This is a genomic window from Pseudomonas sp. MD330_10 (genome assembly GCF_042610415.1).
Classification (GTDB): Bacteria; Pseudomonadota; Gammaproteobacteria; order Pseudomonadales; family Pseudomonadaceae; genus Aquipseudomonas; species Aquipseudomonas rhodesiae.
The window spans coordinates 1-24,702 of sequence record NZ_JBHGZU010000006.1; the positions used below are offsets into that span (position 1 = coordinate 1).

General features: G+C 60.2%; 29 protein-coding genes and 1 pseudogene. 4 read left to right on the forward strand and 26 right to left on the reverse strand.

Translation table 11 applies throughout. The features are described from left to right. From ACFZPT_RS11120 to ACFZPT_RS11130, 3 genes and pseudogenes are all read right to left on the reverse strand, one after another. Nucleotides 1-284 (reverse strand): annotated as a pseudogene (locus ACFZPT_RS11120) (arabinose ABC transporter substrate-binding protein); the annotation flags it as partial. Nucleotides 285-322: 38 nt separating this feature from the next. Further along, nucleotides 323-1,144: an SDR family oxidoreductase gene (locus tag ACFZPT_RS11125; RefSeq protein WP_034099873.1), complete on the reverse strand. Its 822-nt coding sequence runs from the start codon at nucleotides 1,142-1,144 to the stop codon at nucleotides 323-325. 167 nt (nucleotides 1,145-1,311) lie between these two features. Next, nucleotides 1,312-1,791, reverse strand: coding sequence for a GNAT family N-acetyltransferase (locus ACFZPT_RS11130; RefSeq protein WP_034099874.1), 480 nt, complete (start codon nucleotides 1,789-1,791; stop codon nucleotides 1,312-1,314). 219 nt (nucleotides 1,792-2,010) lie between these two features. Here ACFZPT_RS11130 and ACFZPT_RS11135 point away from each other — a divergent pair, with 219 nt between their 5' ends. The 3 genes from ACFZPT_RS11135 to ACFZPT_RS11145 are packed head-to-tail and all read left to right on the forward strand — an operon-like array spanning nucleotide 2,011 to nucleotide 3,092. Continuing rightward, entirely contained in the window at nucleotides 2,011-2,343 is a 333-nt protein-coding gene (locus ACFZPT_RS11135) for a hypothetical protein (RefSeq protein ID WP_034114857.1), read from the forward strand. Between the two features lie 51 nt (nucleotides 2,344-2,394). Continuing rightward, nucleotides 2,395-2,661, forward strand: a complete 267-nt coding sequence (locus ACFZPT_RS11140) for a hypothetical protein (RefSeq protein ID WP_034114858.1) — start codon at nucleotides 2,395-2,397, stop codon at nucleotides 2,659-2,661. A 50-nt stretch (nucleotides 2,662-2,711) separates the two neighbouring features. After that, nucleotides 2,712-3,092: a termination factor Rho gene (locus ACFZPT_RS11145; protein ID WP_034114859.1), complete on the forward strand. Its 381-nt coding sequence runs from the start codon at nucleotides 2,712-2,714 to the stop codon at nucleotides 3,090-3,092. Between the two features lie 51 nt (nucleotides 3,093-3,143). Here the strand turns inward: ACFZPT_RS11145 and ACFZPT_RS11150 are convergent, their stop codons facing one another. From ACFZPT_RS11150 to ACFZPT_RS11245, 20 genes are all read right to left on the reverse strand, one after another. After that, nucleotides 3,144-4,061 carry a PfkB family carbohydrate kinase gene (locus tag ACFZPT_RS11150; RefSeq protein WP_034114860.1) on the reverse strand — a complete coding sequence of 306 codons (918 nt, stop codon included), beginning with the start codon at nucleotides 4,059-4,061 and terminating at the stop codon, nucleotides 3,144-3,146. Next, on the reverse strand, nucleotides 4,054-5,520 hold the full coding sequence (locus ACFZPT_RS11155; protein ID WP_034114861.1) for a cytosine permease: 1,467 nt from the start codon (nucleotides 5,518-5,520) through the stop codon (nucleotides 4,054-4,056). The genes ACFZPT_RS11150 and ACFZPT_RS11155 overlap by 8 nt, the downstream gene beginning before the upstream one ends. Before the next feature lie 102 nt (nucleotides 5,521-5,622). Then, complete coding sequence (locus ACFZPT_RS11160) at nucleotides 5,623-6,624, reverse strand: ADP-ribosylglycohydrolase family protein (protein ID WP_034114862.1); 1,002 nt, start codon at nucleotides 6,622-6,624, stop codon at nucleotides 5,623-5,625. Continuing rightward, a complete protein-coding gene (locus tag ACFZPT_RS11165; protein WP_379555372.1) occupies nucleotides 6,621-7,334 on the reverse strand; it encodes a GntR family transcriptional regulator in 714 nt (237 codons plus the stop codon). The genes ACFZPT_RS11160 and ACFZPT_RS11165 overlap by 4 nt, the downstream gene beginning before the upstream one ends. Nucleotides 7,335-7,404: 70 nt before the next feature. Beyond that, nucleotides 7,405-7,965: a DUF1285 domain-containing protein gene (locus ACFZPT_RS11170; RefSeq protein WP_379555370.1), complete on the reverse strand. Its 561-nt coding sequence runs from the start codon at nucleotides 7,963-7,965 to the stop codon at nucleotides 7,405-7,407. Nucleotides 7,966-7,992: 27 nt separating this feature from the next. After that, entirely contained in the window at nucleotides 7,993-8,598 is a 606-nt protein-coding gene (locus ACFZPT_RS11175; RefSeq protein WP_025854156.1) for a DUF4823 domain-containing protein, read from the reverse strand. Between the two features lie 87 nt (nucleotides 8,599-8,685). After that, nucleotides 8,686-9,654, reverse strand: coding sequence for a GTP 3',8-cyclase MoaA (locus tag ACFZPT_RS11180; protein WP_034099883.1), 969 nt, complete (start codon nucleotides 9,652-9,654; stop codon nucleotides 8,686-8,688). A gap of 107 nt (nucleotides 9,655-9,761) precedes the next feature. Next, entirely contained in the window at nucleotides 9,762-10,421 is a 660-nt protein-coding gene (locus tag ACFZPT_RS11185; RefSeq protein WP_034099884.1) for a TetR/AcrR family transcriptional regulator, read from the reverse strand. A gap of 443 nt (nucleotides 10,422-10,864) precedes the next feature. Then, nucleotides 10,865-11,650, reverse strand: a complete 786-nt coding sequence (locus ACFZPT_RS11190; RefSeq protein ID WP_034099885.1) for a TatD family hydrolase — start codon at nucleotides 11,648-11,650, stop codon at nucleotides 10,865-10,867. A gap of 65 nt (nucleotides 11,651-11,715) precedes the next feature. Beyond that, nucleotides 11,716-12,705, reverse strand: coding sequence for a DNA polymerase III subunit delta' (locus tag ACFZPT_RS11195; RefSeq protein ID WP_034099886.1), 990 nt, complete (start codon nucleotides 12,703-12,705; stop codon nucleotides 11,716-11,718). After that, entirely contained in the window at nucleotides 12,698-13,330 is a 633-nt protein-coding gene (tmk, locus tag ACFZPT_RS11200; RefSeq protein ID WP_034114864.1) for a dTMP kinase, read from the reverse strand. The genes ACFZPT_RS11195 and tmk overlap by 8 nt, the downstream gene beginning before the upstream one ends. A 19-nt stretch (nucleotides 13,331-13,349) precedes the next feature. After that, nucleotides 13,350-14,459, reverse strand: a complete 1,110-nt coding sequence (mltG, locus tag ACFZPT_RS11205) for an endolytic transglycosylase MltG (RefSeq protein WP_034099888.1) — start codon at nucleotides 14,457-14,459, stop codon at nucleotides 13,350-13,352. 1 nt (nucleotide 14,460) lies between these two features. Next, complete coding sequence (gene pabC, locus ACFZPT_RS11210) at nucleotides 14,461-15,276, reverse strand: aminodeoxychorismate lyase (protein WP_034099889.1); 816 nt, start codon at nucleotides 15,274-15,276, stop codon at nucleotides 14,461-14,463. Further along, the gene (fabF, locus tag ACFZPT_RS11215) at nucleotides 15,276-16,520 is read right to left on the reverse strand and encodes a beta-ketoacyl-ACP synthase II (RefSeq protein WP_034099890.1); all 1,245 of its coding nucleotides are present in this window, start codon (nucleotides 16,518-16,520) and stop codon (nucleotides 15,276-15,278) included. The genes pabC and fabF overlap by 1 nt, the downstream gene beginning before the upstream one ends. A gap of 128 nt (nucleotides 16,521-16,648) precedes the next feature. Then, nucleotides 16,649-16,885 carry an acyl carrier protein gene (gene acpP, locus ACFZPT_RS11220; protein WP_016973676.1) on the reverse strand — a complete coding sequence of 79 codons (237 nt, stop codon included), beginning with the start codon at nucleotides 16,883-16,885 and terminating at the stop codon, nucleotides 16,649-16,651. Between the two features lie 193 nt (nucleotides 16,886-17,078). After that, nucleotides 17,079-17,822, reverse strand: coding sequence for a 3-oxoacyl-ACP reductase FabG (gene fabG, locus ACFZPT_RS11225; RefSeq protein ID WP_034099891.1), 744 nt, complete (start codon nucleotides 17,820-17,822; stop codon nucleotides 17,079-17,081). Nucleotides 17,823-17,853: 31 nt separating this feature from the next. Beyond that, nucleotides 17,854-18,792 carry an ACP S-malonyltransferase gene (gene fabD / locus ACFZPT_RS11230; protein ID WP_034099892.1) on the reverse strand — a complete coding sequence of 313 codons (939 nt, stop codon included), beginning with the start codon at nucleotides 18,790-18,792 and terminating at the stop codon, nucleotides 17,854-17,856. A 127-nt stretch (nucleotides 18,793-18,919) separates the two neighbouring features. After that, nucleotides 18,920-19,930: a phosphate acyltransferase PlsX gene (gene plsX / locus ACFZPT_RS11235; RefSeq protein ID WP_080758776.1), complete on the reverse strand. Its 1,011-nt coding sequence runs from the start codon at nucleotides 19,928-19,930 to the stop codon at nucleotides 18,920-18,922. Between the two features lie 4 nt (nucleotides 19,931-19,934). After that, on the reverse strand, nucleotides 19,935-20,117 hold the full coding sequence (gene rpmF, locus ACFZPT_RS11240; protein ID WP_003179396.1) for a 50S ribosomal protein L32: 183 nt from the start codon (nucleotides 20,115-20,117) through the stop codon (nucleotides 19,935-19,937). Between the two features lie 13 nt (nucleotides 20,118-20,130). After that, nucleotides 20,131-20,661: a YceD family protein gene (locus ACFZPT_RS11245; RefSeq protein ID WP_034099894.1), complete on the reverse strand. Its 531-nt coding sequence runs from the start codon at nucleotides 20,659-20,661 to the stop codon at nucleotides 20,131-20,133. 105 nt (nucleotides 20,662-20,766) lie between these two features. Here ACFZPT_RS11245 and ACFZPT_RS11250 point away from each other — a divergent pair, with 105 nt between their 5' ends. Continuing rightward, nucleotides 20,767-21,345, forward strand: a complete 579-nt coding sequence (locus ACFZPT_RS11250) for a nucleoside triphosphate pyrophosphatase (protein WP_034114865.1) — start codon at nucleotides 20,767-20,769, stop codon at nucleotides 21,343-21,345. A 133-nt stretch (nucleotides 21,346-21,478) separates the two neighbouring features. On the opposite strand, the gene ACFZPT_RS11255 is transcribed toward ACFZPT_RS11250, so the two are convergent. From ACFZPT_RS11255 to rluC, 3 genes are read right to left on the reverse strand one after another with little or no spacing between them, the layout of a single operon-like run. Continuing rightward, on the reverse strand, nucleotides 21,479-22,462 hold the full coding sequence (locus tag ACFZPT_RS11255; RefSeq protein WP_034099896.1) for a S49 family peptidase: 984 nt from the start codon (nucleotides 22,460-22,462) through the stop codon (nucleotides 21,479-21,481). A gap of 21 nt (nucleotides 22,463-22,483) precedes the next feature. Then, nucleotides 22,484-23,146 carry an HAD-IA family hydrolase gene (locus tag ACFZPT_RS11260; RefSeq protein WP_034114866.1) on the reverse strand — a complete coding sequence of 221 codons (663 nt, stop codon included), beginning with the start codon at nucleotides 23,144-23,146 and terminating at the stop codon, nucleotides 22,484-22,486. Further along, complete coding sequence (gene rluC / locus ACFZPT_RS11265) at nucleotides 23,133-24,092, reverse strand: 23S rRNA pseudouridine(955/2504/2580) synthase RluC (protein WP_034114867.1); 960 nt, start codon at nucleotides 24,090-24,092, stop codon at nucleotides 23,133-23,135. Before rluC ends, ACFZPT_RS11260 begins: the two co-directional genes overlap by 14 nt. Nucleotides 24,093-24,702 lie beyond the last annotated feature (610 nt).

Consider the following 24,702-nt stretch of genomic DNA (forward strand, 5'->3'; position numbering starts at 1 on the left):
CCGAGGGACACATCCGGCGGGCAGATCACAAAACCCTTGGCGCCATTGGCGGCCAGGCTGTCGATGGCCGACAGGGTCTTCTCGCCGTCGGGCACGGCGATCTTGATCAACTCAAACCCCTTGTCCTTGGCGGCTTTTTCAGCGAAGGCCCACTCGGTCTGAAACCAAGGTTCCTCGGCTTGTTTGACCAGGAAGCCGATTTTGACTGTATCAGCGGCCAGGGCGAAGGAGCTGAGGCTGCTGAACGCCACGGCGGTAGCGAGAACACGTAAGGCTTTTTTCATGAACGGCACCTCTTGTTGTTATTGGAGAGCGGCAGGTTCTAGTCGTGGTACATCACAGACCGCCCGCCATCGATCATCAGGCAGGTGGCATTGATAAAAGGCGCTTCGTCGGTGGCCAGGAACAGCGCCGTCATCGCCACCTCGACCGGTTGGCCGATGCGCTTGGGCGGGTGCAGGTCGAAGGCGCGCTGGCGTTCGGCGTGGGGGTCGGGGAAACCGTTCCAGTAATCGACATTCAGCTGGGTTTCGATATAGCCCGGCGCAATCGCATTCACGCGGATGCCTTTGGGCGCGTATTCGATACCCAGAGCGCGGGTCAGGCCGAGTAGGCCATGTTTGGCCACCGGGTACGGAAAGCACCCGGGAATGATGTGGCTGGAATGGGTGGAGGCGATGTTGATGATATTGCCGATGCCCTGCTCGATCATGTGCGGCAACACCGTGCGACAGCCGAACCAGGCACCGTCGAGATCGATGGCGAAGCAGCGGCGCCAGTCTTCGTCGCTCATTTCCAGCGGGTCGCGGAACACATTGACCCCGGCGCAATTGACCAGCACATCCACACGCCCGAAGCGCTCGATGGCCAGGTTGACCAGCGCCTGCCACTGTTCCTTGGCGGTGATATCGATAGGAAGTGCATGGATCTGGGCGCCGCGTTCGCGCCAGTGAGCGGCAACGGCCTCGACCTTGTCGCCCAGGATATCGCCGATCACCAACTGCGCCTGCTGGGCTTGAAAGCACGCGACGATCGCCTCGCCAATGCCTTGAGCGGCACCGGTGATCACGACCACCTTGCCTTTGAGACGCTCGCCGTAAGTAGGCTCGGGCACCCTGGGCAACGACAACGGTTGTGCCTGCATCGCTTCACCTGTTTTATTTTTGGTAGTGAGTGCTGATGCCGCCGACTATAAACCTAGAACTTGAAATATCTCAATATATAAATTTACATCCCATATTGTGAGAACAGATGTAAAAAAACCGGCACATTCATGCCGGTTATTGATCAAGCCATGGACGACTTTCAGCCTCAACCCAAGGCAAAGTCACGCAACGCATCGCCTTCCATGCGGTACCGCACCCACTCTTCCTGCGGCTGTGCGCCAATGGATTTGTAGAAGGCAATCGCCGGCTCGTTCCAGTCCAACACGCTCCACTCAAAGCGCCCGCAGCCATTGTCGAACGCGATCTTGGCCAGGTGGCGCAACAACTTCTTGCCCGCCCCGCCGCCACGTTGTTCCGGGTTGATGTAGAGGTCTTCGAGGTACAGGCAGTTACTGCCAAGCCAGGTGGAGTAGCTGAAGAAGAACACTGCAAAACCGATGGGCACGCCGTCCCGCGAGCAAATCAGACCATGGGCGGTGGCGCCCTCGCTGAACAGGCTACGTTCGATGTCCACCACACTGGCGATCACTTCATGCCGGGCTTTTTCGTACTCCGCAAGCTCGGTGATAAAAGTCAGGATCTGCGCAGCGTCACTGGGCACGGCGGGACGAATCTCGATGGTCATGGGCGAGCCTTGGCAATGTCAAAGCCCACATACTAAGGCGCTTTGATGACTGATTGCAGCGCAATTTTATGGGCTACGAGGTGGCGTCGTTGTGGCCCGGTGCGCTGACACACAAATTTTTACAGGCAACTTGATACCGTTCGTCGCCATCGAGGCACGATCAATAAACGTCGGCTGACCAACAAAGGGTAAGGACATTAATCATAAGGAGACACCCTCATGAACCATTCCAAATGTGCTGCCCTCGCCCTCGCCGGTCTGCTGTCCGCGGTTTCCCTGAGCAGCTTCGCCGCGACCTCGTCCACCGGCCCGACCAACCCGGACGCCACCACCGAGTCGCAGAAGTCCATGGGCACTGGCCTGGACACCAATGGCGGCGCGGTGATCGATAACACCAACGCGGCCGACCCGCACACTCAAGGCCATGACACCCAGCGCCAGGCACCGGCTGCGGTAGGTAACGGCAAGATGGGCCCGTCGGTCGATGAGCCCAAGGTCAACAAAGGCGACGACTCGAACCTGCCGGGCGCGCCGAAACAAACTGCACCTTGATTCATCGCACGCGAGACGAACACCCGATCATTTTCCCATGAAGAGGTACGCATGAACGTCGATAAGAACCTTGAGAGAGAAGTCCTCACCCGCCTGTTGCACGCCCATCCCCATGGTTTGGGCAAGGAGGTACTGGACAACTACCGCGGCGAGAAAGTAGTCGCCAGTGCCTTGGCGTTCCTTCAAGACCGTGGGCTTATCAAGGACGGTCACGTGACCACCGACGCTGCCGGTGAATATGCCTTGAACCTGCCGATCAAGCTGACCGCGTCGGGTGTCGATGAGGCGCGCAAGCTGGAAAGTGCCGACCCTCAGTAATTCATTTTGTCTGGTCTGGCCCTGGCGACAGGGCCAGTAGGAGTATCGCAATGCCTCTTGGAAGCAAAGCCAAATACACCGCCGCACAGAAGCGTAAAGCCTCCCGTATCGAACAGAGTTACGAGGACAAAGGCGTGCCCAAATCCGAAGCCGAAGCCCGTGCGTGGGCCACCGTCAACAAGCAGTCCGGCGGGGGCGAAAAGGCCGGCGGCTCGGGTCAGCGCAAGGCCCCGGCGAAGAAGGCCCAGGATCGTCATGACTCGGCCAAGCGGGCTGCCGCCAGCCGTGAAGGGCATCCGCGCAACAGCCGTGTGTCCTTAAGCACCCAGACCAAGGAAAGCCTGCTCAAGGAAGCCCGAGCGAAAGATATCCGCGGGCGTTCGAGCATGCGTAAAGATCAGTTGATCGAAGCGTTGAAGAAGGCAAGTTGACCCCTGCCTGACAACGGTGGGAGGACGTCCGCGTCCTGCCACCGTTGGTTGTCATGATTTGAGGAAGGCGTCGACTTCAGCACCGGTCGGCGCAGTGGCCGGGCCCCAGCGCGTCACCGCCAACGCCGCCGCCGCATTTGCACGGCGCGCCGATTCCACCGGTTCGAGGCCTTGGGCCAGACCGGCAATCATCACCCCCGCGTGCGCGTCCCCGGCGCCATTGCTATCTACCGCCTGCACCGTGAACCCCGGCACATGTTCGATCCGAGCCCCCCGCCCCACCCAGCAGCCATTCGGACCATCGCGTACCACCAACAGCGTGTCAGCGGGTAAGTGGCGAGCGAGGTCGGTCAACGCCTGCGCAATATCCGCCGCCCCGGTGAATGCCAGCGCTTCTGGCCCGTTGCTGGTCCAGATATCGATGCGCGGCAGCAAGGCAAGCATCAGTGCCGAATTCGGCCCCTTGGCCAGCGGCCCCGGATCGAACACCACCGCGATGGGCCGCGGTAAGGCCAGCAGCCAGTCGATCAGCGGCTGGGCCTTGCCTTCCAGCAGCAGGCTGTAGCCGCTGACATACACGTAGTCATCGGCACATGGCACCACGCGGGCCAAATCTTCGGCGCTCAGTTCGCCCTCTGCCCCAAGGCGTGAAATAAAAGTGCGCTCCGTGGACGCCTCGGTCAGGGCCACGCATAGGCCTGTGTCCCTGCCGCTGCTCGGTGCCAGGGCTATGTCGATGCCGTCCGCCTGCATCGCCGCTCGGGCCAGATCGCCGAAGCGCCCGGTGCCATGGCGCCCCAAGTACACCACCGGCATGCCGTTGCGTCGCGCGGCGGCCATCACATTGAAGCCGCCGCCGGTTTCGAAACTGGCCGATTGCGCCAATACGTCGCCCCCAGTGGCGGGCAACGTATCGAGGGCCATGACCAGGTCGACGATGACCTGCCCCGTGTGCAGCAATCTAGACATGTGCGCCCTCGACCAGCGCCGGGCGTCGATCAGATGCACCACCCAGCACGGCGTAGATCCCACCCGCGACCAAGAACGTGATAATCCAACCCAAGCCGTTATGGCCCAGCCAGGAGTCGGACAACGGCCCGGCGAACCAGATGTTGTCGGCGGTAGTACCGATGGTGGTGAAGCTAAAACCCAGCACGATCGCCACGGCCCACGCGCCGAATGCGCGCCATTCCACGCCGCCGCGATACCAGTAGGCACTGCTGGGGCTGACGTCCAGCAGATCCTGGGCGCTGTAGTAGTGACGGTGGATCAAGTCGACCACGAAGATGCCGACCCACGCGGTAATCGGCACCGCCAGCAGCGAAATGAAGGTAATAAACGGGCCGTAGAAACTGTCGGCAATCAGCATGAAGTAAATCGAACCGGCGAAGATCGCCACGATATCGACGATCACCGCATGTACGCGCTTGACCTTCAAACCGAGGGTCAGGGTGGTCAGGCCCGCCGAATACACCGACAGGTTATTCGACAGCAATAGCCCACCGAACGCCGTGATCAGGTACGGCACCGCCATCCAGGTGGGCAGCATGTCGCGGATCGCGATGATCGGGTCCGTGGCCGCCGCCAGGTCGTTATTGCCCACCGACAATAGGCCGCCCAGGGTGATCAACAGCACCAGCGGAATGCCCGCGCCAAAGGCGGCGGACGCCACCAGTCGCGCGGCCTTGACGCTGCGGTGCTGGTAACGCGACATATCGGCACCGGCGTTGGCCCAGCCGATACCGGTACCGGCCGCCATGGTGCCGATGCCGATGATCATCGCGCTCAGCGGTGCCGGCGTGGCATTGAACACGGCGTTCCAGTCGATGGTGGCGCAGAGAAAACCACCCACTAGGATATTCAGCGCGCCAAACACGTAAGTGGCCCATTTCTGGATCACCAACAACGTGGCGTGGCCCAGGCCGGAGACCGCCAGGGTCAGCAGCACGAAGATGCCGATAAAGATCAGGGTCAGCACCGGCGCGCTTTTGGCCTCGACCGCCGTGCCGAACAGGATTGAGCACAGCGACAGCAGCACAAACGCAGCGGTGGTGGTGTTGACGGTTTCCCAGCCCAGGCGCGACATCAGCGAAACCAAAGTCGGACCGATATTACCGCGCACGCCGAAGATGGCGCGCGACAGCGTCAGGCTGGGTGCGCGGCCGCGTCGGCCGGCGATGGAGATGATGCCCACCACAGCAAAGGAACCGGCGGCGCCGAGGATCGCCACGATCACCGCCTGCCAGATCGCCAAGCCGCGAAACGCCACCAACGTGGCACCCAGCGGCAGGCCGAGGATGCTGATATTGGCGGCGAACCATACCCAGAACAGCTGCAGCGGATGACCATTGCACTCCGCTTCGGGGACCGGTTCGATACCGCGTGTTTCCAATTGCCCGGCGTTTTGGCCGGCAGACGTGCTGCTCATGGTGCTGCTCCTGGTGCCTGTATTTGTTGTGGTGATGGCAAATAGTTAAAGGGTTAACCCGTCATCCTGACTGTGTTCAGCAACGCACGTCGCAACGCGCGCTTAACGCAAGGCGAGCAGCCCCTGGACCAAGGGTTGCAAATCCAGCCCATTGACCCGTTTGACCTGCTCGATCATCGCTGGTGGCCAGCACTGCATGCCCAGACAAGCGCCAAGCATGGCGCCCAGCATCGCTGCAATGGTGTCGGTATCGCCGCCGAGGCTGGCGGCCAGGCACAACGCGTCCAGCGCCGTCAGCTCACCCACCGCTACCCGCTGCGCGAGGGCGAACGACACCACCACCGACTCCTGGGAGGCCACGGAGGTGCCGATCAACTCATACAACAGGTCAGCGAACAGCGCGGTATCGCCGCTGCCAACGCTCAAGGTGCGGGCCCAACTGATGCGCGTGGAAATCCGCCCACCCGCCACCCAATGACCATGGCTCTCGGTTTGTTGGGCAATCTGGGTGCCGATGCTTAACGCTTCGCCCAGATCCACGCCGTTGATACCGGCCGAAACCACCGCAGCCACCGCTGCCGCGCTGGAGATGCCCAGGGTCGTGTTGTGGGTGACTTGGCACGCCTGAATCACCGACTGGACAAATCGAACCGAGTCGTTGACATCGGCGGCAATGCCCACGGGGGTGATACGCATGGCCGCGCCGTTGGTGGTGCCATAACGCCCGGATTCCTCTGGAGTATGGCCGGCGAGGATCATGTCGATCGCGCGCTTGGTGGAGGGACCGAGCAAGTCCTGGGAGCCCTTGGCGCGCATGCTCGCTTCCCAGTCGATCAGGCGCTGGGCGAGGATCGCAGGCTCGATCGTGCCCTGGCCCTGCACCAGTAACTCGCCCACCAGAATCGCTTGCTCGGTGTCATCGGTGACCGAGCCGGCGGGCATGTTGGGGGCAATGGGTTGGTCGGCGTGGGCATCGACCAGCGCCGTGATCGCGCCGAAACGCGCGCGTACCTGCTCGCGGTTGAGCGACTGGGTCGGCATGCCGAGGGCATCGCCCAGGGCCAGGCCGTAAAAGGCGCCGAGGGCGCGATTATGCGGGGTCATTTGGCGGTTCCGAATTGCAGGTGCAGGCGAAAGTGCACAGGGTCAAGCACGCTTTCGAGGTACTCCATAAAACGTCCGCGACGGTCGAAAGTGGTTCGCGACGCCTTCAAAAACACCGTGCCGACTGGGCGCCCCAGCAGCTCGGCGTCTTCGTCGCTCAATGGCTCGGCACCGATCCACTGGTCGCCATCAGCGCCGACATAGCCATAGGCCGCCAGGGTAATGGTCAGAGAATTGTCGATCAGGCCGACCCGGGGCAGGCTCTCAAGACTGCCAGAGGCGGGCATCAACGAGCGTTCCAGGGACACGGCAGTGCCATCGGTGGTCCGACGGCGCCGGTCGAGGGCGATGAACTGATCGCTGCCGAAGCGGTTGAGCAAGTCCGAGCGGGTTACCGCTTCCAGGCGCAGGACGTCAGTGGTGATCAACGCCCCCGTATCGGCCAGGGCCTGCGCCCAGCCGCTGGCTTGATCGAGCACCATGCCGTCAAAGGTGACAATGGAGCCGACCCCGCTCTGGGTGGCGATGTAATTACGGCGCTTCAGCTCGGCCAGAGCCTCGCGCAAGGTGCCTCGGCTGACCCCGAACTCTTCGGCCAATTGGTGCTCGCCCGGCAGCAGGAAACCGTCGGCCATCATGCCACCTTCAATGCGGCGGATGAGTTCGTCGACGACGCGTTTTTTCTTATCGAATCGCACATGTCTAATCATGTACAAATTGATAACCGAAAGGCCCGGTGAGCGGCAAGCGAATTATGTCAGGGCTTGGTAATAAGCGGCCTCAGGGCTCCAGGCCAATCGGGAAAAACTCCCCGCCGCTCCACACACCCAGCCAATTTCGCCCGTTGATCGGACGACTCACCGCCAACTCGACCAATTGATAGAACACGTTGCGATGCACCAGGGCTTCGAGGTTAGCGCGCACGCGCAGATAAGGCGATGGCTCTTCGGTGACCGGGTCAATCACCACCCGTAGGGGATGTTCGAGACCCGCCTCGATCTGCTCGTCGATGTTGGTGGTCAAGCGCAGCCGCTGACTTTCGCCCTCGCCTTCCACCTCCAATGTCACCGCAACGAACGGCGCGTCGTCGACCACGATCCCGACTTTTTCCACCGGGGTAACCAGGAAGTAATCATCGCCATCGCGGCGAATGATATTGGAGAACAATTTGACCATCGGCTTTCGCCCGATCGGCGTACCTTGGTAAAACCAGGTGCCGTCGCGGGCGATGCGCATGTCGATATTGCCGCAGAAATCCGGGTTCCACAGATGCACCGGTGCCGGGCCCTTGCCTTTAGGCAGTTGCGCCAACAGATCGTTGGCCTTGGCGGAATCGGTCATGGGTTCTCCCTTGTTTACGTGCCGGACCTACTGATCACTCATCCCCAGCAAGCCTCGTGCGTACTGCGCCAGGGGGCGGGCAATCAGGTCTTGTGGCTTGTTGTCGTGGAATGTCAGTAAACCGCCACGACTGCGAATACGTGCAGTATCAATCAAATATTGGGTGCTGGTCTCGATCAACATGATCTGGATAACGCCGCTGTCCAGGCCAACACGGTCGAGCGCCTCTTGATCGGCCCACTCATCGGCATTACCGATACGGTCGTCGGCCTTGGCGAAGCGGCAGTACAGCAGGTAATGAGCGCCCGCCGCACGGGCTTCGGCCATGGCTTGCTCAAGGCCTTCAGGTTGGCGGGCGCGACGCACCATGGGGAAATATTCGACGAAACCATTGAAGGCTTCCTCAGCCACTACGTTCGGACGCGGATAGGCACTGCCCGGCGGCACAAACGCGCCCTGGGCGATAAAAATAAAGGAATCCGGCTGCACACGAATCGACGCCGTGCGGCGAGTGTCGCTGTGATCCAGCAACCCGGCGTCACTCATCTGATAGCGGGTGCCTTCGGCCATATCGCTGACGGTCATGCAACCACTCAGCGTCAACGACGCCAGCAACAAAACCAGACTACGCATCCTATTCCTCCAGAAGCCGGTGACGGAAAACCGGCGAATGGGCACGAGATGCAGAATCTGGGCCAGGGGAGGCGCGCGCATGCGGCATTAGCCGCCGATGATTTTCATGATGGTTGCGCCGCCGGAGAACGCCACTTCCTGCTTATCACCCAGGGCTTTCATCAACAAACCCTGCAAGGCCGGCAGCGCCTGATGACGGGGCTTGTCGAGCAAGTCGCCGACATAGTGGCGGTTGCTCGACGACAGGCAGCCATGCAACCAACCGGTGGACGACAGCCGCAACCGCGAGCAAGTACGGCAGAACGGCACGCTTTCGTTGGCGATCACGCCGAAATGGCCTTTGCCCGGCACTTCATAGCGCACCGCCGTGGCGTCCACTGGGGCATTGGCTTGCAAGTATTCGTAGCGTTCGCCGATCAGGCTCAACAGTTGTTGCAGGCTGACGAACTGCTGCAGAAAGGCGTTGGAATCCCTGGCCAGGTGGCCCATGCGCATCAACTCGATAAAGCGCAACTCGTAGCCGCGCTCCAAACAGTAATCAAGCAGCGGCATCACCTGATCCAGGTTCTGGCCGCGCAATGGCACCATATTGACCTTAATCTTGAGCCCGGCGGCGCGAGCCTGATCCATGCCATCGAGCACGGTGGCCAGGTCGCCGCCACGGGCAATGCTGCGGAACGCGCCGGCGTCCAGGGTATCGAGGGAGACGTTGATACGACGGATGCCGGCATCCACCAGCAGCGGCAATTTGCGAGCGAGCAGTTGGCCATTGGTGGTCAGGCTGATATCGCCCAGCCCCAACTGGCCCACGGCACCGAGGAAAGCTTCCAGCTTGGGACTGACCAGCGGCTCACCGCCAGTGATGCGCAAACGCTCGATGCCGGCCGCTTCAATCAGGTACGCAACGCCACGGGCCATGGCCTCGGCCGAGAGTTCGTCCTGGGCAGCCACCAGCCGCTTGCCATCAGGCACGCAGTAGGTACACGCGTAATTGCAGGCTGAGGTCAGGCTGATCCGCAAATTGCGAAAACGCCTGCCTTGACGATCAACGATCATGGATCACTCCGGCAGAGGATAATTCGGGCGCACTGAAAGCTGACCTATAAATCAGCTTTTAGCAAGATCCTTGCCTGAGTATATTCCTGGGTTACTGCGCCTGGCAGCTAATCTTGACTGGCGGGCGTGGCTTCAAGCGCCGGTTCGGAACTGTGCTTGCGCTTGTTGCCCATACGCACACCGATATCCATCAGGAACTGGAAAAACCCTTCCTGATCTTCCAGCACATTGCTCCAGAACGGCGAGTGATACAGCGCCACGGCGCCGTGCACCAACGCCCAGGCGGCGCAATAGTGGAAATACGGCGGTACATCCTCCAGCTTGCCTTCGCTGATACGGCCTTTGATCAGGAGGGTCAGGCGTTCGAAGTTCGAGGCGCGGATCTTGTGCAACTCCTCAACCATTTCCGGTACCTGATGGCCTTTGACCACCTTCTCTTCCAGACGGTCGAAGAGGCGGTAGCGCTGGGGGTCACGCATACGGAATTCGAAGTAGGCGCGGGACAGGGCTTCCTTGTCCTTGTCCACGTCGGCCGAATGCAGCAACTCGTTCAAATCGCGCTCGTAGTCGAGCATCAGGCGCAGGTAGATCTCGGCCTTGGACTTGAAATGTTTGTAGATGGTGCCTTTGCCGATACCCACGGCATCCGCAATCATCTCGACGGTGACGCTGTCTTCACCTTGTTCGAGGAACAACTTGAGCGCGGTGTCGAGAATTTCCTGCTCTCGGCGGCGAAACTCACGGACCTTACGGGGTTCTTTGTGCATGAGGAAGAGGTCTGCAGAGGTCGGTAGAGGGAGGGCCATGCAAGGCCACGGATACGTGGCGATACGATTTAGCCGATGCGAGGGATTATCCCGACTGAACGGTCGTTGGGCAACGCCTATGTGAACCCACTCTGCACTTTAATGACAGCATGCCAACGAATCAGCGGTTATCAGTCAGAAATAATACGCAACACGCACCCATGACCATGGCGTCGATGAGAACTCAACTGAAGCGCACGTATTCCAAATCTGTTTAAAAAACGATCAGGGGCGACTGGACTGAATCGGATACTGATCAATACTTCAACTGTCGGCGTGACATCTCCCCCAAGTGAAACGCCGATCTGGGTACCGACGGACTGCGTGCCCTTGTTTACTCCTAATGGTCTTAGCCCGGATTCACCCCCCAGAACCCGGGTTTTTTTTGCCTGGGATTTGTTCCCTCAAGCGGCGACATGAGCCAACGGGAACAGGCGTTTGAAGTTCTCGGTGGTCTGCTCGGCGAACCGCTCGTAGGGCACGCCGCGCAGCATCGCCAGGTAATCCGCCACATCGCGTACGTACTCCGGCAGGTTCGGCTTACCGCGATGGGGGATAGGGGCCAGATACGGCGAGTCGGTTTCCACCAGCAGACGGTCGGCCGGTACTTGTCGCGCCACGTCGCGCAGGGCATCGGCATTGCGGAACGTGACAATCCCCGACAAGGAGATATAGAAACCCAGGTCCAGGGCGGCCTTGGCCATGTCCCAGTCCTCGGTGAAGCAATGCAGCACACCGGCCTGGGGCAAGGCGGCTTCGCGCAGCAGCGTCAATGTGTCGGCACGGGCGCCACGGGTATGGACGATCACCGGTTTACCGGTCTGCTGGGCGGCTTGCAGGTGCAAACGGAAGGACGCCTGCTGCAACTCGGCGGCTTCGGGCTCGTAGTGGTAATCCAGGCCGGTCTCGCCAATGGCCACCACGCGTGGATGATTGAGCTCTGTCAGCAGCCAATCGAGCGCTGGCGCTTCACCAGGCTTGAGGTCCAGCGGGTGGATACCCACCGAACAATCCACATCGGCGTAGCGCTCGGCGAGGGCTTTGACATCAGCGGCGTTTTCGGCGCTGACGCCGATGCACAGGAAATGCCCTACCCCGCGCTGGCGCGCGGCTTCAAGCGCAGCGTCAAGGGACCCGGCATGCTGGGCGAGGTCAAGGCGGTCAAGGTGGCAATGGGAATCTACGAGCATAAGAAGGTACGACTTAAGTCACGGTAAATGTCTGACCAACGATACACCCGTCGGCCATCGAAGGATCAACGGCGCCCGAGCAGGCCAACCCATTGCACCAGCAGCGCTTCAAGCAGCAGCACACGGTTGAGGTTGGCTTTGCCGAGGACTTTCTGGCGCTGGGCAAGGATCCAGTCTTGGATAGTCAGCACCTTGGCCTGGGGGCTTTTCTGCGCGAGGTATTGCACCACTTTGCGCATATCCGGCAGACCCAGGCCGGCTTCGTCCTGGGTCAGTTGGTAGCGCAGGATCAGACTGGACCAGTCGCAGAACCAGTCGAACAACAGCAGCAGAGGGATATCCTTCCAGGCCGTCTCGGCCAACTGAGTGGCGGACAGCTCCTGCTTGAGCAGTTTCTTCACTCCATCGACCACCAGGGCCCGCTGCTCACGCACGCCTTGGGCCTGCAGCTTGACGGCCGCCAGTGGCGAGCCGGCCGCCAGGGTCAGCAACTCCACGCGCTCCTCAGCGGAGCAATCCGGCAGGGCCTGCGCCAGCCATTGCACACTCATCGCCTCGCTTGGCAGAGGGCAAGCCTGCTGCACGCAGCGGCTGCGAATGGTGGGCAACAAGCGGCTGGACTGGTGACTCACCAACAACAGAACAGTGTCGCCGGAAGGCTCTTCGAGGCTTTTAAGCAGGGCATTGGCAGCATTGATGTTCATCGCCTCCACCGGCTCGATCAGCACCACTTTGCGCCCGCCCATCTGCGCGGTCTGCACCACGAAGCTGACCAGATCGCGCACTTGGTCGACCTTGATCGCCTTGTCGGCCTCCTCCGGTTCGAGCAGGTAGTTATCCGGATGACTGCCCGCCTTGAGCAACAAGCAGGATTTGCACTCGCCGCAAGCCTCCAGATTGACCGGCCGTTGGCACAACAGACTGGCCATCAAGCGCTCGGCCAGATGGCGCTTACCGATGCCCGCCGGCCCATGCAGCAAATAGGCATGGGCATGCTGGGCACGTCCGGCCAACTGCTGCCAAAGGCTGTCTTGCCACGGATAGGCTTCAGCCACGGGCGCGCTCCAGCAGCGCGGGCAACAGCGCATCGATGGCCTGTTGCACATTGGCCAACGGTTGCGCCGCATCCAGCAGGTGATAGCGCGCAGGTTCGGCCTTGGCGCGCGCGAGGAAAGCGCGACGCACGGCGTCGAAGAACACCTGGCCTTCCAGCTCGAAACGGTCCAGACGGCCACGGGCACTGGCGCGCGCCATGCCCACTTCCACCGGCAGATCGAACAACAGGGTCAGGTCCGGGCGCAGGCTGCCCTGTACAAAGGTTTCCAGCGTGGCTATGCGCTCCAGGGGTAAGCCGCGACCACCGCCCTGGTAGGCGTAGGTCGAATCGGTGAAACGATCGCAGATCACCACGGCGCCGCGGGCCAGGGCCGGACGGATCACTTCGGCAAGATGCTGGGCGCGGGCGGCGAATACCAGCAGCAGCTCGGTGTCCGGATTCATCTGTTCTTCGCCCGGGGCCAACAGCACTTCACGGATGCGTTCGGCCAGAGGCGTACCGCCAGGCTCACGGGTCAACACCACCTCGATCCCTTCGGTGCGCAAGCGCTCGGCCAAGTAGTCGCGGTTGGTACTTTTGCCGGCGCCTTCCGGGCCTTCCAGGGTAATAAACAAGCCAGTCACAGGCGGTCCTTAGTCAGAGTCATTGCGGGCTTTGCGGCGCGGCGGTGTCCGGCACCGCCTCGGCCGGAGGTGCCGCCTCTTCCGGCGGCTTCACCACCGGTGCCGGGCTGGAGCGGTAATCGGCCCGACGCTTGAGCTGAAACTCGCGCACGGCCGCATTATGCGCATCCAGATCATCCGAGAAAATATGGCTGCCATCGCCACGCGCGACAAAATACAGGCTACTGCCCGGTGCGGGGTTCAACGCCGCATGGATCGCCTCACGGCCGACCATGGCGATCGGTGTCGGCGGCAACCCGGCCACCATGTAAGTGTTGTAGGGGTTGGCTTCCTTGAGATGGGCGCGGGTCAATTTGCCGTTGTAGCGCTCGCCCAGGCCGTAGATCACCGTGGGATCGGTCTGCAGCAACATGCCGATCTTCAAGCGGCGCACAAACACACCGGCAATCTGACCGCGCTCCTCCGGTACGCCGGTTTCCTTCTCCACCAAAGACGCCATGATCAGCGCCTGGTAAGGATCGGTGTAGGGCGCATCAGCGGCGCGCTTACTCCACTCCTGAGCCAGGACATCGTCCAAGCGGTTATAGGCTTTTTTCAGGAATTCGACGTCAGTCATGCCCCGCACAAAGCGGTAGGTATCGGGAAAGAATCGCCCTTCGGGGAATACACCAGGATGACCGAGCTTATCCATGACTTCGCTGTCGGTCAGGCCCGCCAAGGTCTGTACGATCTTTTCGTGCTTGGCCAACGCCGCCCGCACCTGACGAAAGTTCCAGCCTTCCACCAACGTGAGGCTGTATTGCACCACTTCGCCACGCTGCCACAAACCGATCAGCCCCTGGGCAGTCATGCCGGGGGTCATGCGATATTCACCGCTATGCAGCGGTTGGCCGTCCAGGTTGAAGCGCCAGTACAAGCGCAACCAAAAGGCGTCGTCGAGCACACCGTCGGCTTCGAGGCGATTGAAGGTACCGGTGGGGGTTGCCCCGGCCGGTACATCAAGCAATTGCTCCTGGGTCAGCTTCAAGGGCTGCTTGAGGGCAGAGTCGAGTTTCCAGGCAGAAAAGCCCAACAGCAGACCGGCGGAAAACAGACCGATCAGCAGCAGTACAACCAGTTTTCGTATCAACTCAAATATCCAATAGGGCGCGAACAATGCCCTGCAGTTTACGGGTGAGCGGGCCAACCGACCAGCTCATCGCCGCGCACTCACGCACCGGCCAAATGCCATAAACGCTGTTGCAGACGAAGACTTCGTCCGCCTGCCGTAACTGCTCGACATTGATGTCGGCCACGGCCACCGGGATGCCCAGCGCTTCGGCCTGAGCCAGAATCTCGGCACGCATGACGCCAGCAACCCCGCAACGCTTCAGATCGGCGGTTAGTAACAAACCGTTGCTTACGATAAATAAATTACTGAACACGCCTTCGATGACACGTTCGGACATATCCAGCATCAAGCCTTCGGCATGCTCGGGGTCCTGCCATTCGGCACGGGCAATCACTTGTTCCAGCCGGTTCAGGTGTTTGAGACCGGCCAATAGCGGTTGCTCGGCCAGACGAGTAGCACACGAAAACAAACGAATGCCGTCGATTCCATGGGCCAGGGGATAGGAGGCGGGCGGGCTGCCCTGCACAATGCGACGCACCGCTGCGTCAGGGTTCATGCCGTAACCGCGCAGGCTGTCGCCACGGGTGAGAATCAACTTGAGAACGCCTTCGCCGAGGCCGGCGGCGTAGGCCAGCACTTCATTGCGTACAAGGCGGTGGTCGACCTTTAAAGCGAGGCGCCGGCAACCCTCTTCCAGGCGCTGCAGATGTCGGTCGAGCAGCACGGGCCGCCCGGCCTTGACGGCAATGGTCTCGAATAGACCATCGCCGTATGCCAGGCCCCGGTCTTTCAGGGGCACGGTGTCCGCTGGCTGACCGTCGACCCAGCAGTGCATCACTCGGCGAACCGGCGGAACACCAGGGAGCCGTTGGTGCCACCAAAGCCAAACGAGTTGGAGATGGCGACATCGATCGGCATCGGCTGGGCTTCGTGAGGCACGAAGTTCAGGTCGCAGCCTTCGTCCGGCTCATCCAGGTTGATGGTCGGCGGTGCGACCTGATCCTTGATGGCCATCACGCTGAAGATCGCCTCAACCGCGCCCGCCGCACCCAAGAGGTGACCGGTCATGGACTTGGTGGAGCTGACCGCCAGCTTGTAGGCGTGCTCGCCGAACACCGACTTGATGGCCTCGGCTTCCGCCAGGTCGCCGGTCGGGGTCGAGGTACCATGAGCGTTGATGTACTGCACCTGGTCGGCATTGACCTTTGCATCACGCAACGCATTGGTGATGCAGCGCGCGGCGCCAGCACCATCGGACGGTGGCGAAGTCATGTGGTAGGCGTCGCCACTCATGCCAAAGCCAATCAGTTCGGCATAGATGGTGGCACCACGCGCCTTGGCGTGTTCCAGCTCTTCCAATACCAAGGCACCGGCACCGTCGGACAGCACGAAGCCATCACGGCCCTTGTCCCAGGGACGACTGGCGCGGGTCGGCTCATCGTTGCGGGTCGACAGCGCACGAGAGGCACCGAAGCCACCCATGCCAAGGCCGCAGGCGGCCATTTCGGCGCCGCCGGCAATCATCACGTCCGCCTCGTCATAGGCAATGTTGCGCGCCGCCATGCCGATGCAGTGGGTGCCCGTGGTGCAGGCCGTGGCAATTGCGTAGTTGGGTCCCTGTGCGCCCAGGTGGATGGACAGGAAGCCGGAAATCATATTGATGATCGAGCCTGGCACGAAGAACGGCGAAATCCGACGTGGGCCCGTCTCATGCAGCGTGCGGCTGGTTTCTTCGATATTGGTCAAACCGCCAATGCCCGAACCCATGGCTACGCCGATACGCTCACGGTTGGCGTCAGTGACTTCCAAGCCAGCATTACGCACTGCCTGAAAACCAGCGGCCAAACCGTATTGAATGAACAGGTCGAGTTTGCGGGACTCTTTGATCGAGAGATATTCCTCGACGTTGAACCCCTTTACCGAGCCGCCAAAACGGGTGGAATAGGCAGAAAGGTCCGTGTGTTCGATCAGACCAATACCACTGCGGCCAGCCAGAATGCCCTGCCAACTGCTCGGCACATCTGTACCCAGTGGCGACAACATACCCATACCGGTGACTACGACGCGTCTACGCGACACAGCACTCTCCTTTTTCTTGATGACGACACTTTGCTTCAGCGCTCACTTTTCATTGGAGCTAAAGAAAAAACCGCACGCCGTTACAGCAGTGCGGTTTTTCCCTGACAGCAAGCGACGACTACAAACTATTACGCCTGGTGGGCAGTAACGTAGTCGATAGCAGCTTGAACAGTAGTGATTTTTTCAGCTTCTTCGTCCGGGATTTCGGTCTCGAATTCCTCTTCCAGAGCCATCACCAGCTCAACGGTGTCAAGGGAGTCGGCACCCAGGTCTTCAACGAAGGAAGCGCTGTTGGTCACTTCTTCTTCTTTAACACCCAGTTGCTCGGCAACGATTTTCTTGACGCGCTCTTCGATGGTGCTCATACCTTGTTTTCACTCCTAATGGACAAATTCAGGCAGCTGGCCAGTGGGTAAGTGTATAGAAAGCCTTTTCAGCTTTTCAACTGAAAGCTTCACCCTGTACCCCGAACGACCCTCTGCCTATAAATTAAGTTGCAGCTTTATAACGGATTTTAGACAGCTCGTATGACATTTTTTTGAAGCGATCCGTCACAATTTAACTCATGTACATCCCGCCGTTCACCGGGATTGTAGCCCCAGTCACGTATGCCGCACCGTCAGATGCCAGGAAAGTGACCACATTCGCGATCTCTTGAGCCTGGCCCAGACGGCCCAGCGGAATCTGCGTCAGCAAGGCTTCACGCTGTGCTTCCGGCAGTTCGCGTGTCATATCGGTGTCGATGAACCCTGGGGCTACCGAGTTGACCGTAATCGAGCGCGAACCGACTTCACGCGCCAGTGCGCGGCTGAAACCTTCCAGGCCGGCCTTGGCGGCTGCGTAGTTTACTTGGCCTGCGTTGCCCATGGCACCCACTACGGAACCAATATTGATAATTCGGCCCCAGCGCGCCTTGGTCATGCCGCGCAAAACGCCCTTGGACAGGCGGAACAGACTGTTCAAGTTGGTATCGACCACGTCGTACCACTCGTCGTCTTTCATGCGCATCATCAGGTTGTCGCGGGTGATACCGGCGTTGTTTACCAGGATCGACGGCGCACCGAACTGTGCAGTGATCTCGGCCAGTACAGCAGCCACGGACTCATCATTGGTCACGTTCAGTTCAAGGCCAGTGCCCTGAACGCCGTTTTCCTTCAGGGTCGCGGCAATACGCTCGGCGCCCGAAGCGGAAGTGGCGGTGCCGATCACGACGGCGCCCTGACGGCCCAGTTCCAGGGCGATCGCCTGACCAATGCCACGGCTTGCGCCGGTAACCAGTGCAACTTTACCTTGCAGACTCATGCAGGCTTCTCCTAAGTTCGGAATTCAGGGTTCAGGCCAGTGCCGCGCGAGCGGCAGCGAAGGCATCCGGGGTATTGAGGTTGGATGTCGAGACGCCATCGGCGCAGCGCTTGTTCAGGCCAGCCAGGACCTTGCCCGGACCGCACTCAACCAGCTCGGTGGCGCCGTTGGCGGCCAGGGTCTGAACCGACTCAACCCAACGCACCGGCTTGTAGAGCTGCTCCAGCAGGTCGCGCTTGAGGGTGTCGAGGTCGGCCACTACCGCTGCGCTGACGTTCTGTACCAACGGGATCTGCGGCGCCTGCCAGTTGATCGCAGCGATGGACTCGGCAAAACGCTCGGCCGCCGGACGCATCAGCTCGCAATGGGACGGCACGCTCACCGGCAACGGCAGCGCACGCTTGGCACCACGCGCCTTGCAACCCTCAATGGCGCGCTCGACGGCGGCCTTGGCACCGGCAATCACCACCTGGCCAGGGGAATTGAAGTTGACAGCGCTGACCACTTCGCCCTGAGCGGCTTCGGCGCAGGCTTCGATCACCACCGCGTCTTCCAGACCCAGGATAGCGGCCATGCCGCCCTGCCCGGCCGGAACGGCCTCTTGCATCAACTGGCCACGACGCTCGACCAGCTTGACCGCTTCACCGAGGGTCAGGCTGCCCGCCGCCACCAGCGCGCTGTATTCGCCCAGACTGTGACCGGCGACGAATGCGGGACGCGCGCCGCCCTCTGACAGCCACAAGCGCCACAGGGCAACCGAGGCAGTCAGAATCGCCGGTTGGGTTTTATCGGTTTGATTGAGTTGCTCTTCCGGCCCCTGTTGGGTCAGTGCCCACAGGTCGTAACCCAGGGCATCGGAAGCTTCCTTGAAAGTGTCCAGGATCAACGGGTATTGCGCGCCCAGCTCGGCCAACATGCCGAGGGACTGCGAACCCTGCCCTGGAAAGACGAATGCGAGGGATGTAGACATGTAACAAGCCCCTAATGATCTGGTCGTCGGAAAATGATCGCTCCTACGGTGGGAGCGCACGAAACTGACAGATTGGATGGTCAATTGAACTGGTCGGTCACATTTAAGCATTCCTGGGCCAATTCGCCTAAGGCAACAGATCCCCGAGACGGCCGTGCAGGCGTTGCGGCAGGTTTTCCTGGATCTCGATCACCGCGCGGGCAATCGCACTCTGAAAACCTTCCACCCCCGCCGAACCGTGACTTTTCACCACAATGCCTTGCAAGCCCAGAAAACTCGCACCGTTATGCCGCGCCGGCGCCAGATCAGCCTGCAGGCGACGCATCAATGGCAGCGCTAAAACGCCCACCAGACGCGAGACCAGGCTCTGTCTGAACAACGACTCGATGCGTGTGGCAATCATAGTCGCCAGCCCTTCGCTGGATTTAAGCAGGATGTTACCCACAAAGCCGTCGCACACCACCACGTCCGCTTCGCCCCGGTACAAACCGTCACCTTCGACGAAACCGATGTAATTCAAGCCCCGCGCTTGTTGCAACAAGGCCGCGGCGAGCTTGACCTGCTGGTTGCCCTTGATGTCTTCGGTGCCGATGTTCAACAGCGCCACGCGCGGGCGGGCCACTCCCAGGGCCTCCGCCGCCACCGAGCCCATCACAGAGAACTGGAACAGGTGCTCAGCAGTGCAATCCACATTTGCCCCGAGGTCCAGCAACTGGCAATAGCCTGTTTGCGTGGGAATCGCCGCCACCATGGCGGGCCGGTCGATCCCAGGCAAAGTCTTGAGCACATGCCGCGACAACGCCATCAAGGCCCCGGTATTGCCGGCGCTGACACAGGCCTGCACCTTGCCGTCGCGCAACAATTCCAGGGCCACCCGCATCGAAGAGTCAGGTTTACCGCGCAGGGCCGCCGCCGGTTTTTCATCCATCGTGATGGTTTCGCTGGCCGGCACAATGCTCAGGCGCGCGCGATCCACCGCCGGATGGCTGGCAATCAGTTCTTCAAGAAGGGAGGGTTGACCGACAAGGGTCAGGTGCAGCGAGGGTGTTGCAGACAGGCTGGCAACGCAGGCCTGAACAATGCTGCGGGGACCGAAGTCCCCGCCCATTGCGTCAATCGCGATGACGAGAGCAGACAAGTGATTACTCGTCAGCGCCCTTGTCGATCACTTTACGGCCACGGTATACGCCTTCTGGCGATACGTGGTGACGCAGGTGAACTTCACCAGTGGTCTTTTCCACGGACAGAGTGCTTGCCTCGAGAGCGTCGTGCGAACGGCGCATGTCACGAGCGGAGCGGGATTTTTTGTTCTGCTGAACAGCCATAATTGATTAACTCCTAAACGTTTGGGTCACGCTTTAACTGCGCCAATACACTGAACGGGTTGGACCGCGTTACCTCGTCCTCGCTCGGTTCGGGCTCGTCATCGAGGCCCGCCGGCTGCTGGCATTCTTCCGGATGATGAGCAGGCACAATGGGCAAGGCGAGCAGAAGCTCCTCCTCGATCAGTGCATGCAGATCCAAAGGATCTTCGCCCAGTTCCAGCACGTCATAACCTTTCGGCAACGACTGGGTATTCGCACCCTCCTTCACCACGGCGTAACTGCATTCGCTGTGGATCGGCAGGGTGACCAGCTCAAGACAACGCTGGCAAACCATTTTGACTTCGGTGTCGATAAAGCTGTGAATTACCACAGATTTACGTTCATCTCGTTCAAAAACGAATTTGGCCTGCACCGTACCGACAGTGTCGGAAAGCGGGTCGCAGAGTCTCTCCAAATCGGCCAGCAGCACTTCACCTTGAAGGGAGGTGCCACGATCAGCCAATTTGCGCGGGTCAACGTGAGGTGGAATCGGGTCATTCAACATAGGCGCAGCATTATAGGGATGCACCCGGCCATGTCAAAGGAAATTCAGCCCTGTGCGTCAGCCGGTCACCCCGCTAGAATCCCGGCCTGCCCTGAGGAGTCGCCCATGCTGCCTTTATTACTCGCATCCAGCTCGGTTTATCGCCAGCAATTGTTGAACCGCCTGCACCTACCGTTCATCTGCAGCTCTCCGGATATCGATGAAAGCCATCGTCCAAATGAGCCGGCGGTGGAGCTGGTCAAACGCCTGGCCGAAGAGAAGGCCCGAGCGTTGGCCGCCAGCTATCCGGGGCATTTGATTATCGGTTCGGACCAGGTGGCCGCGCTCGACGACCGGATCATCGGCAAGCCGCATACATTCGAAAACGCCCGCGAGCAGTTGCTGGCGGCAAGCGGCAAGCGTGTCAGCTTTCTTACCGGACTGGCATTGCTCAACAGCGAAACCGGCCACTGCCAAGTCGACTGCGTGCCTTTTACCGTGCATATGCGCGAGCTGGACATTGAGCGCATCGAGCGCTACCTGCGCATCGAGCAACCATTTGACTGCGCGGGCAGCTTCAAAGCTGAAGGCTTGGGCGTGAGCCTGTTCCAGAGCACCGAAGGGCCGGATGCCACCAGCCTCGTCGGTTTACCCCTGATTCGACTGGTGGACATGCTGCTCAGCGAAGGGGTGCAGGTCCCTTAAGAACACCGCAAAACCCATTGTGAGAGGGAGCTTTCTCCCGACAGTATTGGATCAGCCAATCTGTCTGTAGCACCACAGCAATCAGGGGCAAGCCCTCCCCCTCCCACATCTTGGCTATGTCAGCCTGACTATCTCAACGCAACGTTGGACCTTGAAAGCCCATATAGAGCGCCAGTTTTTCAGCCACGCTGGCGCCGAGCTTTTTGGAAAACCGATCGAATGGCGATTCCTCAACGGTGAAGTCCACCAGTTCTTTCTCACCAATCACATCCCGCGCCACCGAACTGGCACTGCCCAAGCCGTCGATCAAGCCCAACGGCAACGCCTGCTCGCCGGACCAGACCAGGCCGGAAAACAACTCAGGGTGCTCCTTGTCCTTCAGACGATCGCCTCGGCCCTGCTTGACGCTGGCAATGAACTGGCGATGAGTGGTATCAAGCACGCTCTGCCAGAACTGCGTTTCATCGGGCTTCTGCGGCTGAAACGGGTCAAGAAACGCTTTGTGCTCACCCGAGGTGTAGGTACGGCGCTCCACGCCAAGCTTCTCCATGGTGCCGACAAACCCGTAACCGGCCGCCGTCACGCCTATGGAGCCCACTAGACTGGCCTTGTCGGCGTAAATCTGGTCAGCCGCGCTGGCAATGTAGTAGGCACCGGAGGCGCCAAGATCAGAGATCACCGCGTACAGCTTGATGTCCGGATGCAGAGCGCGCAGACGACGAATCTCGTCATACACATAGCCCGACTGCACAGGACTGCCGCCCGGGCTATTGATGCGCAGGATCACACCCTTGACCTTGGTGTCTTCGAACGCGGCGCGCAGACTGCTGACAATATTGTCTGCACTGGCAGGCTCTTTATCGGCAATCACCCCACGCACTTCGATCAGCGCGGTGTAGTTGGCACTACGGGTCGCGCTTTTCTCCATATCCATTAATGGACTGAACAGCGCCAGCATGATCAACAAGTAAGTGAAGGTCAGCAGCTTGAAGAAAATCCCCCAGCGCCGCGAGCGACGCTGCTCCTGCACACTGGCCAGCAGGGTTTTCTCCAGCAGTTTCCAGCTTTTGTCGTCGCTGCTTTCAGCCTTTTCGGGCGCTTTCCACTCGTCACTCATGCCATAAACCCCAGCAAAGACTTATTGAGCCCGATTGAGCCAGGCGTGCAATTCAGAAAAATGATCGATCGTGACCCTGGGCTCGTACTGCTGCAACGCCTCGGGCGACTGCGCGCCGTAACTGACGGCCACACTGTCCATACCCGCATTGCGCGCCATCATCAGGTCAAATGACGCATCCCCCACCATCAACGCCTCACGCGGGGAAACAGCGCAATGGGCCAGAATCTCCTCCAACATCAGAGGGTGAGGCTTGCTGGCGGTTTCATCGGCTGCGCGGGTGATATCGAAATAATCTTCAAAACCGTGGGCCTTGAGTACCCGATCCAAACCGCGACGGGCCTTTCCGGTGGCGACAGCCAAGTGGTAGCCATCGGCACGGAACGCCTCCAGGGATTGGCGCACACCCTCGAACAAAGGCGAAGGCTCGGCCTCCAGCGCAATGTAGTGATCGGCGTAGTGCTCACGGAATGCGAGCAACTCTTGATCGGCGATCTGCGGATACAAGGTACGAATCGCCTCAGGCAAGCCCAGGCCGATGATGCCTTTGACCGCCAGGTCGCTGCACAGCTCGAACCCCGAGCGGGTCGAGGCCATGTGCATCGATTCGACGATGCGACCAATGGAGTTGGCCAGGGTCCCATCCCAATCGAAAATCAGCAGTTTGTAGTCACGGTGCGACACTCAAACGCTCCACGGTCTTGGCCCACATCTCATCAACCGGCGCCTGCAGCTTGAGCTCACCGCCATCGGGCAGCGGCACGGTCAGCATATAGGCGTGAAGGAACAGGCGTTTACCGCCCAGATCGCGAATTTCCTTGGAAAAATCTTCATCGCCATACTTGGTGTCACCGGCAATGCAGTGACCAGCGTGCAGGGTGTGCACGCGGATCTGGTGGGTACGCCCGGTAACGGGTTTGGCCTCCACCAGCGTGGCGAAGTCGCCGAAGCGGCGCAGCACCTTGAACAGAGTCAGCGCCTCTTTGCCCTCCTCGTCCACCTCCACCATGCGCTCGCCGGAGCGCAAGTTGCTCTTCTGCAACGGCGCACGAACGCTCTTGATCGAACTGGCCCAGTGGCCCCGCACCAGCGCCATGTAGCGCTTATCCACGCCATCGCCGCGCAGAGCGGTATGCAGATGACGCAGCATGCTGCGTTTTTTGGCGATCATCAGCAGGCCAGAGGTGTCGCGGTCCAGACGGTGCACCAATTCCAACTCCTTGGCATCCGGGCGCAACTGACGAAAGGCTTCGATCACGCCGAAATTCAGGCCGCTGCCGCCGTGCACCGCAATGCCGCAGGGCTTGTTGATCACGATCAGCTTGTTGTCTTCGAAGACTATCGATGCTTCCAAGCGCTGAAGCAGGCCTTGTGCCAGCGGCACCGGCTCGTCGCGCTCAGGCACCCGAACCGGCGGCACACGGACGATATCGCCCGCCTGCAATTTATACTCGGGCTTGATCCGCCCCTTGTTCACGCGCACTTCGCCTTTACGCAAGATGCGGTAAATCAAGGTCTTGGGCACGCCTTTGAGCCTGGCCAGGAGAAAATTGTCGATGCGTTGGCCGGCATATTCCGGCGAGACCTCAAGCAGCTGAACGCTGGGGGTCGGGGGGGCGGTAGTCGTCATGGCGGCGATGATAACAATTTTTTATGGAATTGAAGCACTTAATCATTACTGCTATAGTCGCGAACGCCGCCAAAAGCGGCCTGGCCAGAGGACTTGCGGCAGACTGCCGGCCCTGACCATCGCAATTCATCAGGACGCGAGGCCGTCCTACGGGGCGTTTGCCACCCTGGAAAGCTCAAAGTTGTAACAAGCGCAGGTGACATGAGGCCTGAAGCGAGTGCCAAAAGCAGAGTGAATACTCGCGTTTGGCGCCGATATTTACGGCCAGTTCACAAAGTGCAGTCAGTTTTGAGCCAGACCATGGCGAATGCTTCGGAAACAACGCCTGTTAAGAGCTGAGTGAGAGCGCAGTCGTTTTCATTCAGGCCTGTTTAGCCATGAGCGTGGACTCCCCATTGGAGAACACGGTAAATGCCAACCCGCTGCGGATTCTGCGCGCGGCAGCACCCGAATTATCAGGGATACGTGTAGGGTGGAGATGCACAACCGTCGGACCGTGTAGCACTAGGCTTATATTTAGACGCTTCATCTCGTCCACAGTCGCCGGTTGATTCCTCCTCCTGACCTTAGCTTTTGTTGAAGCGGTGCCTTTGTCACCGCCGCTAACAAG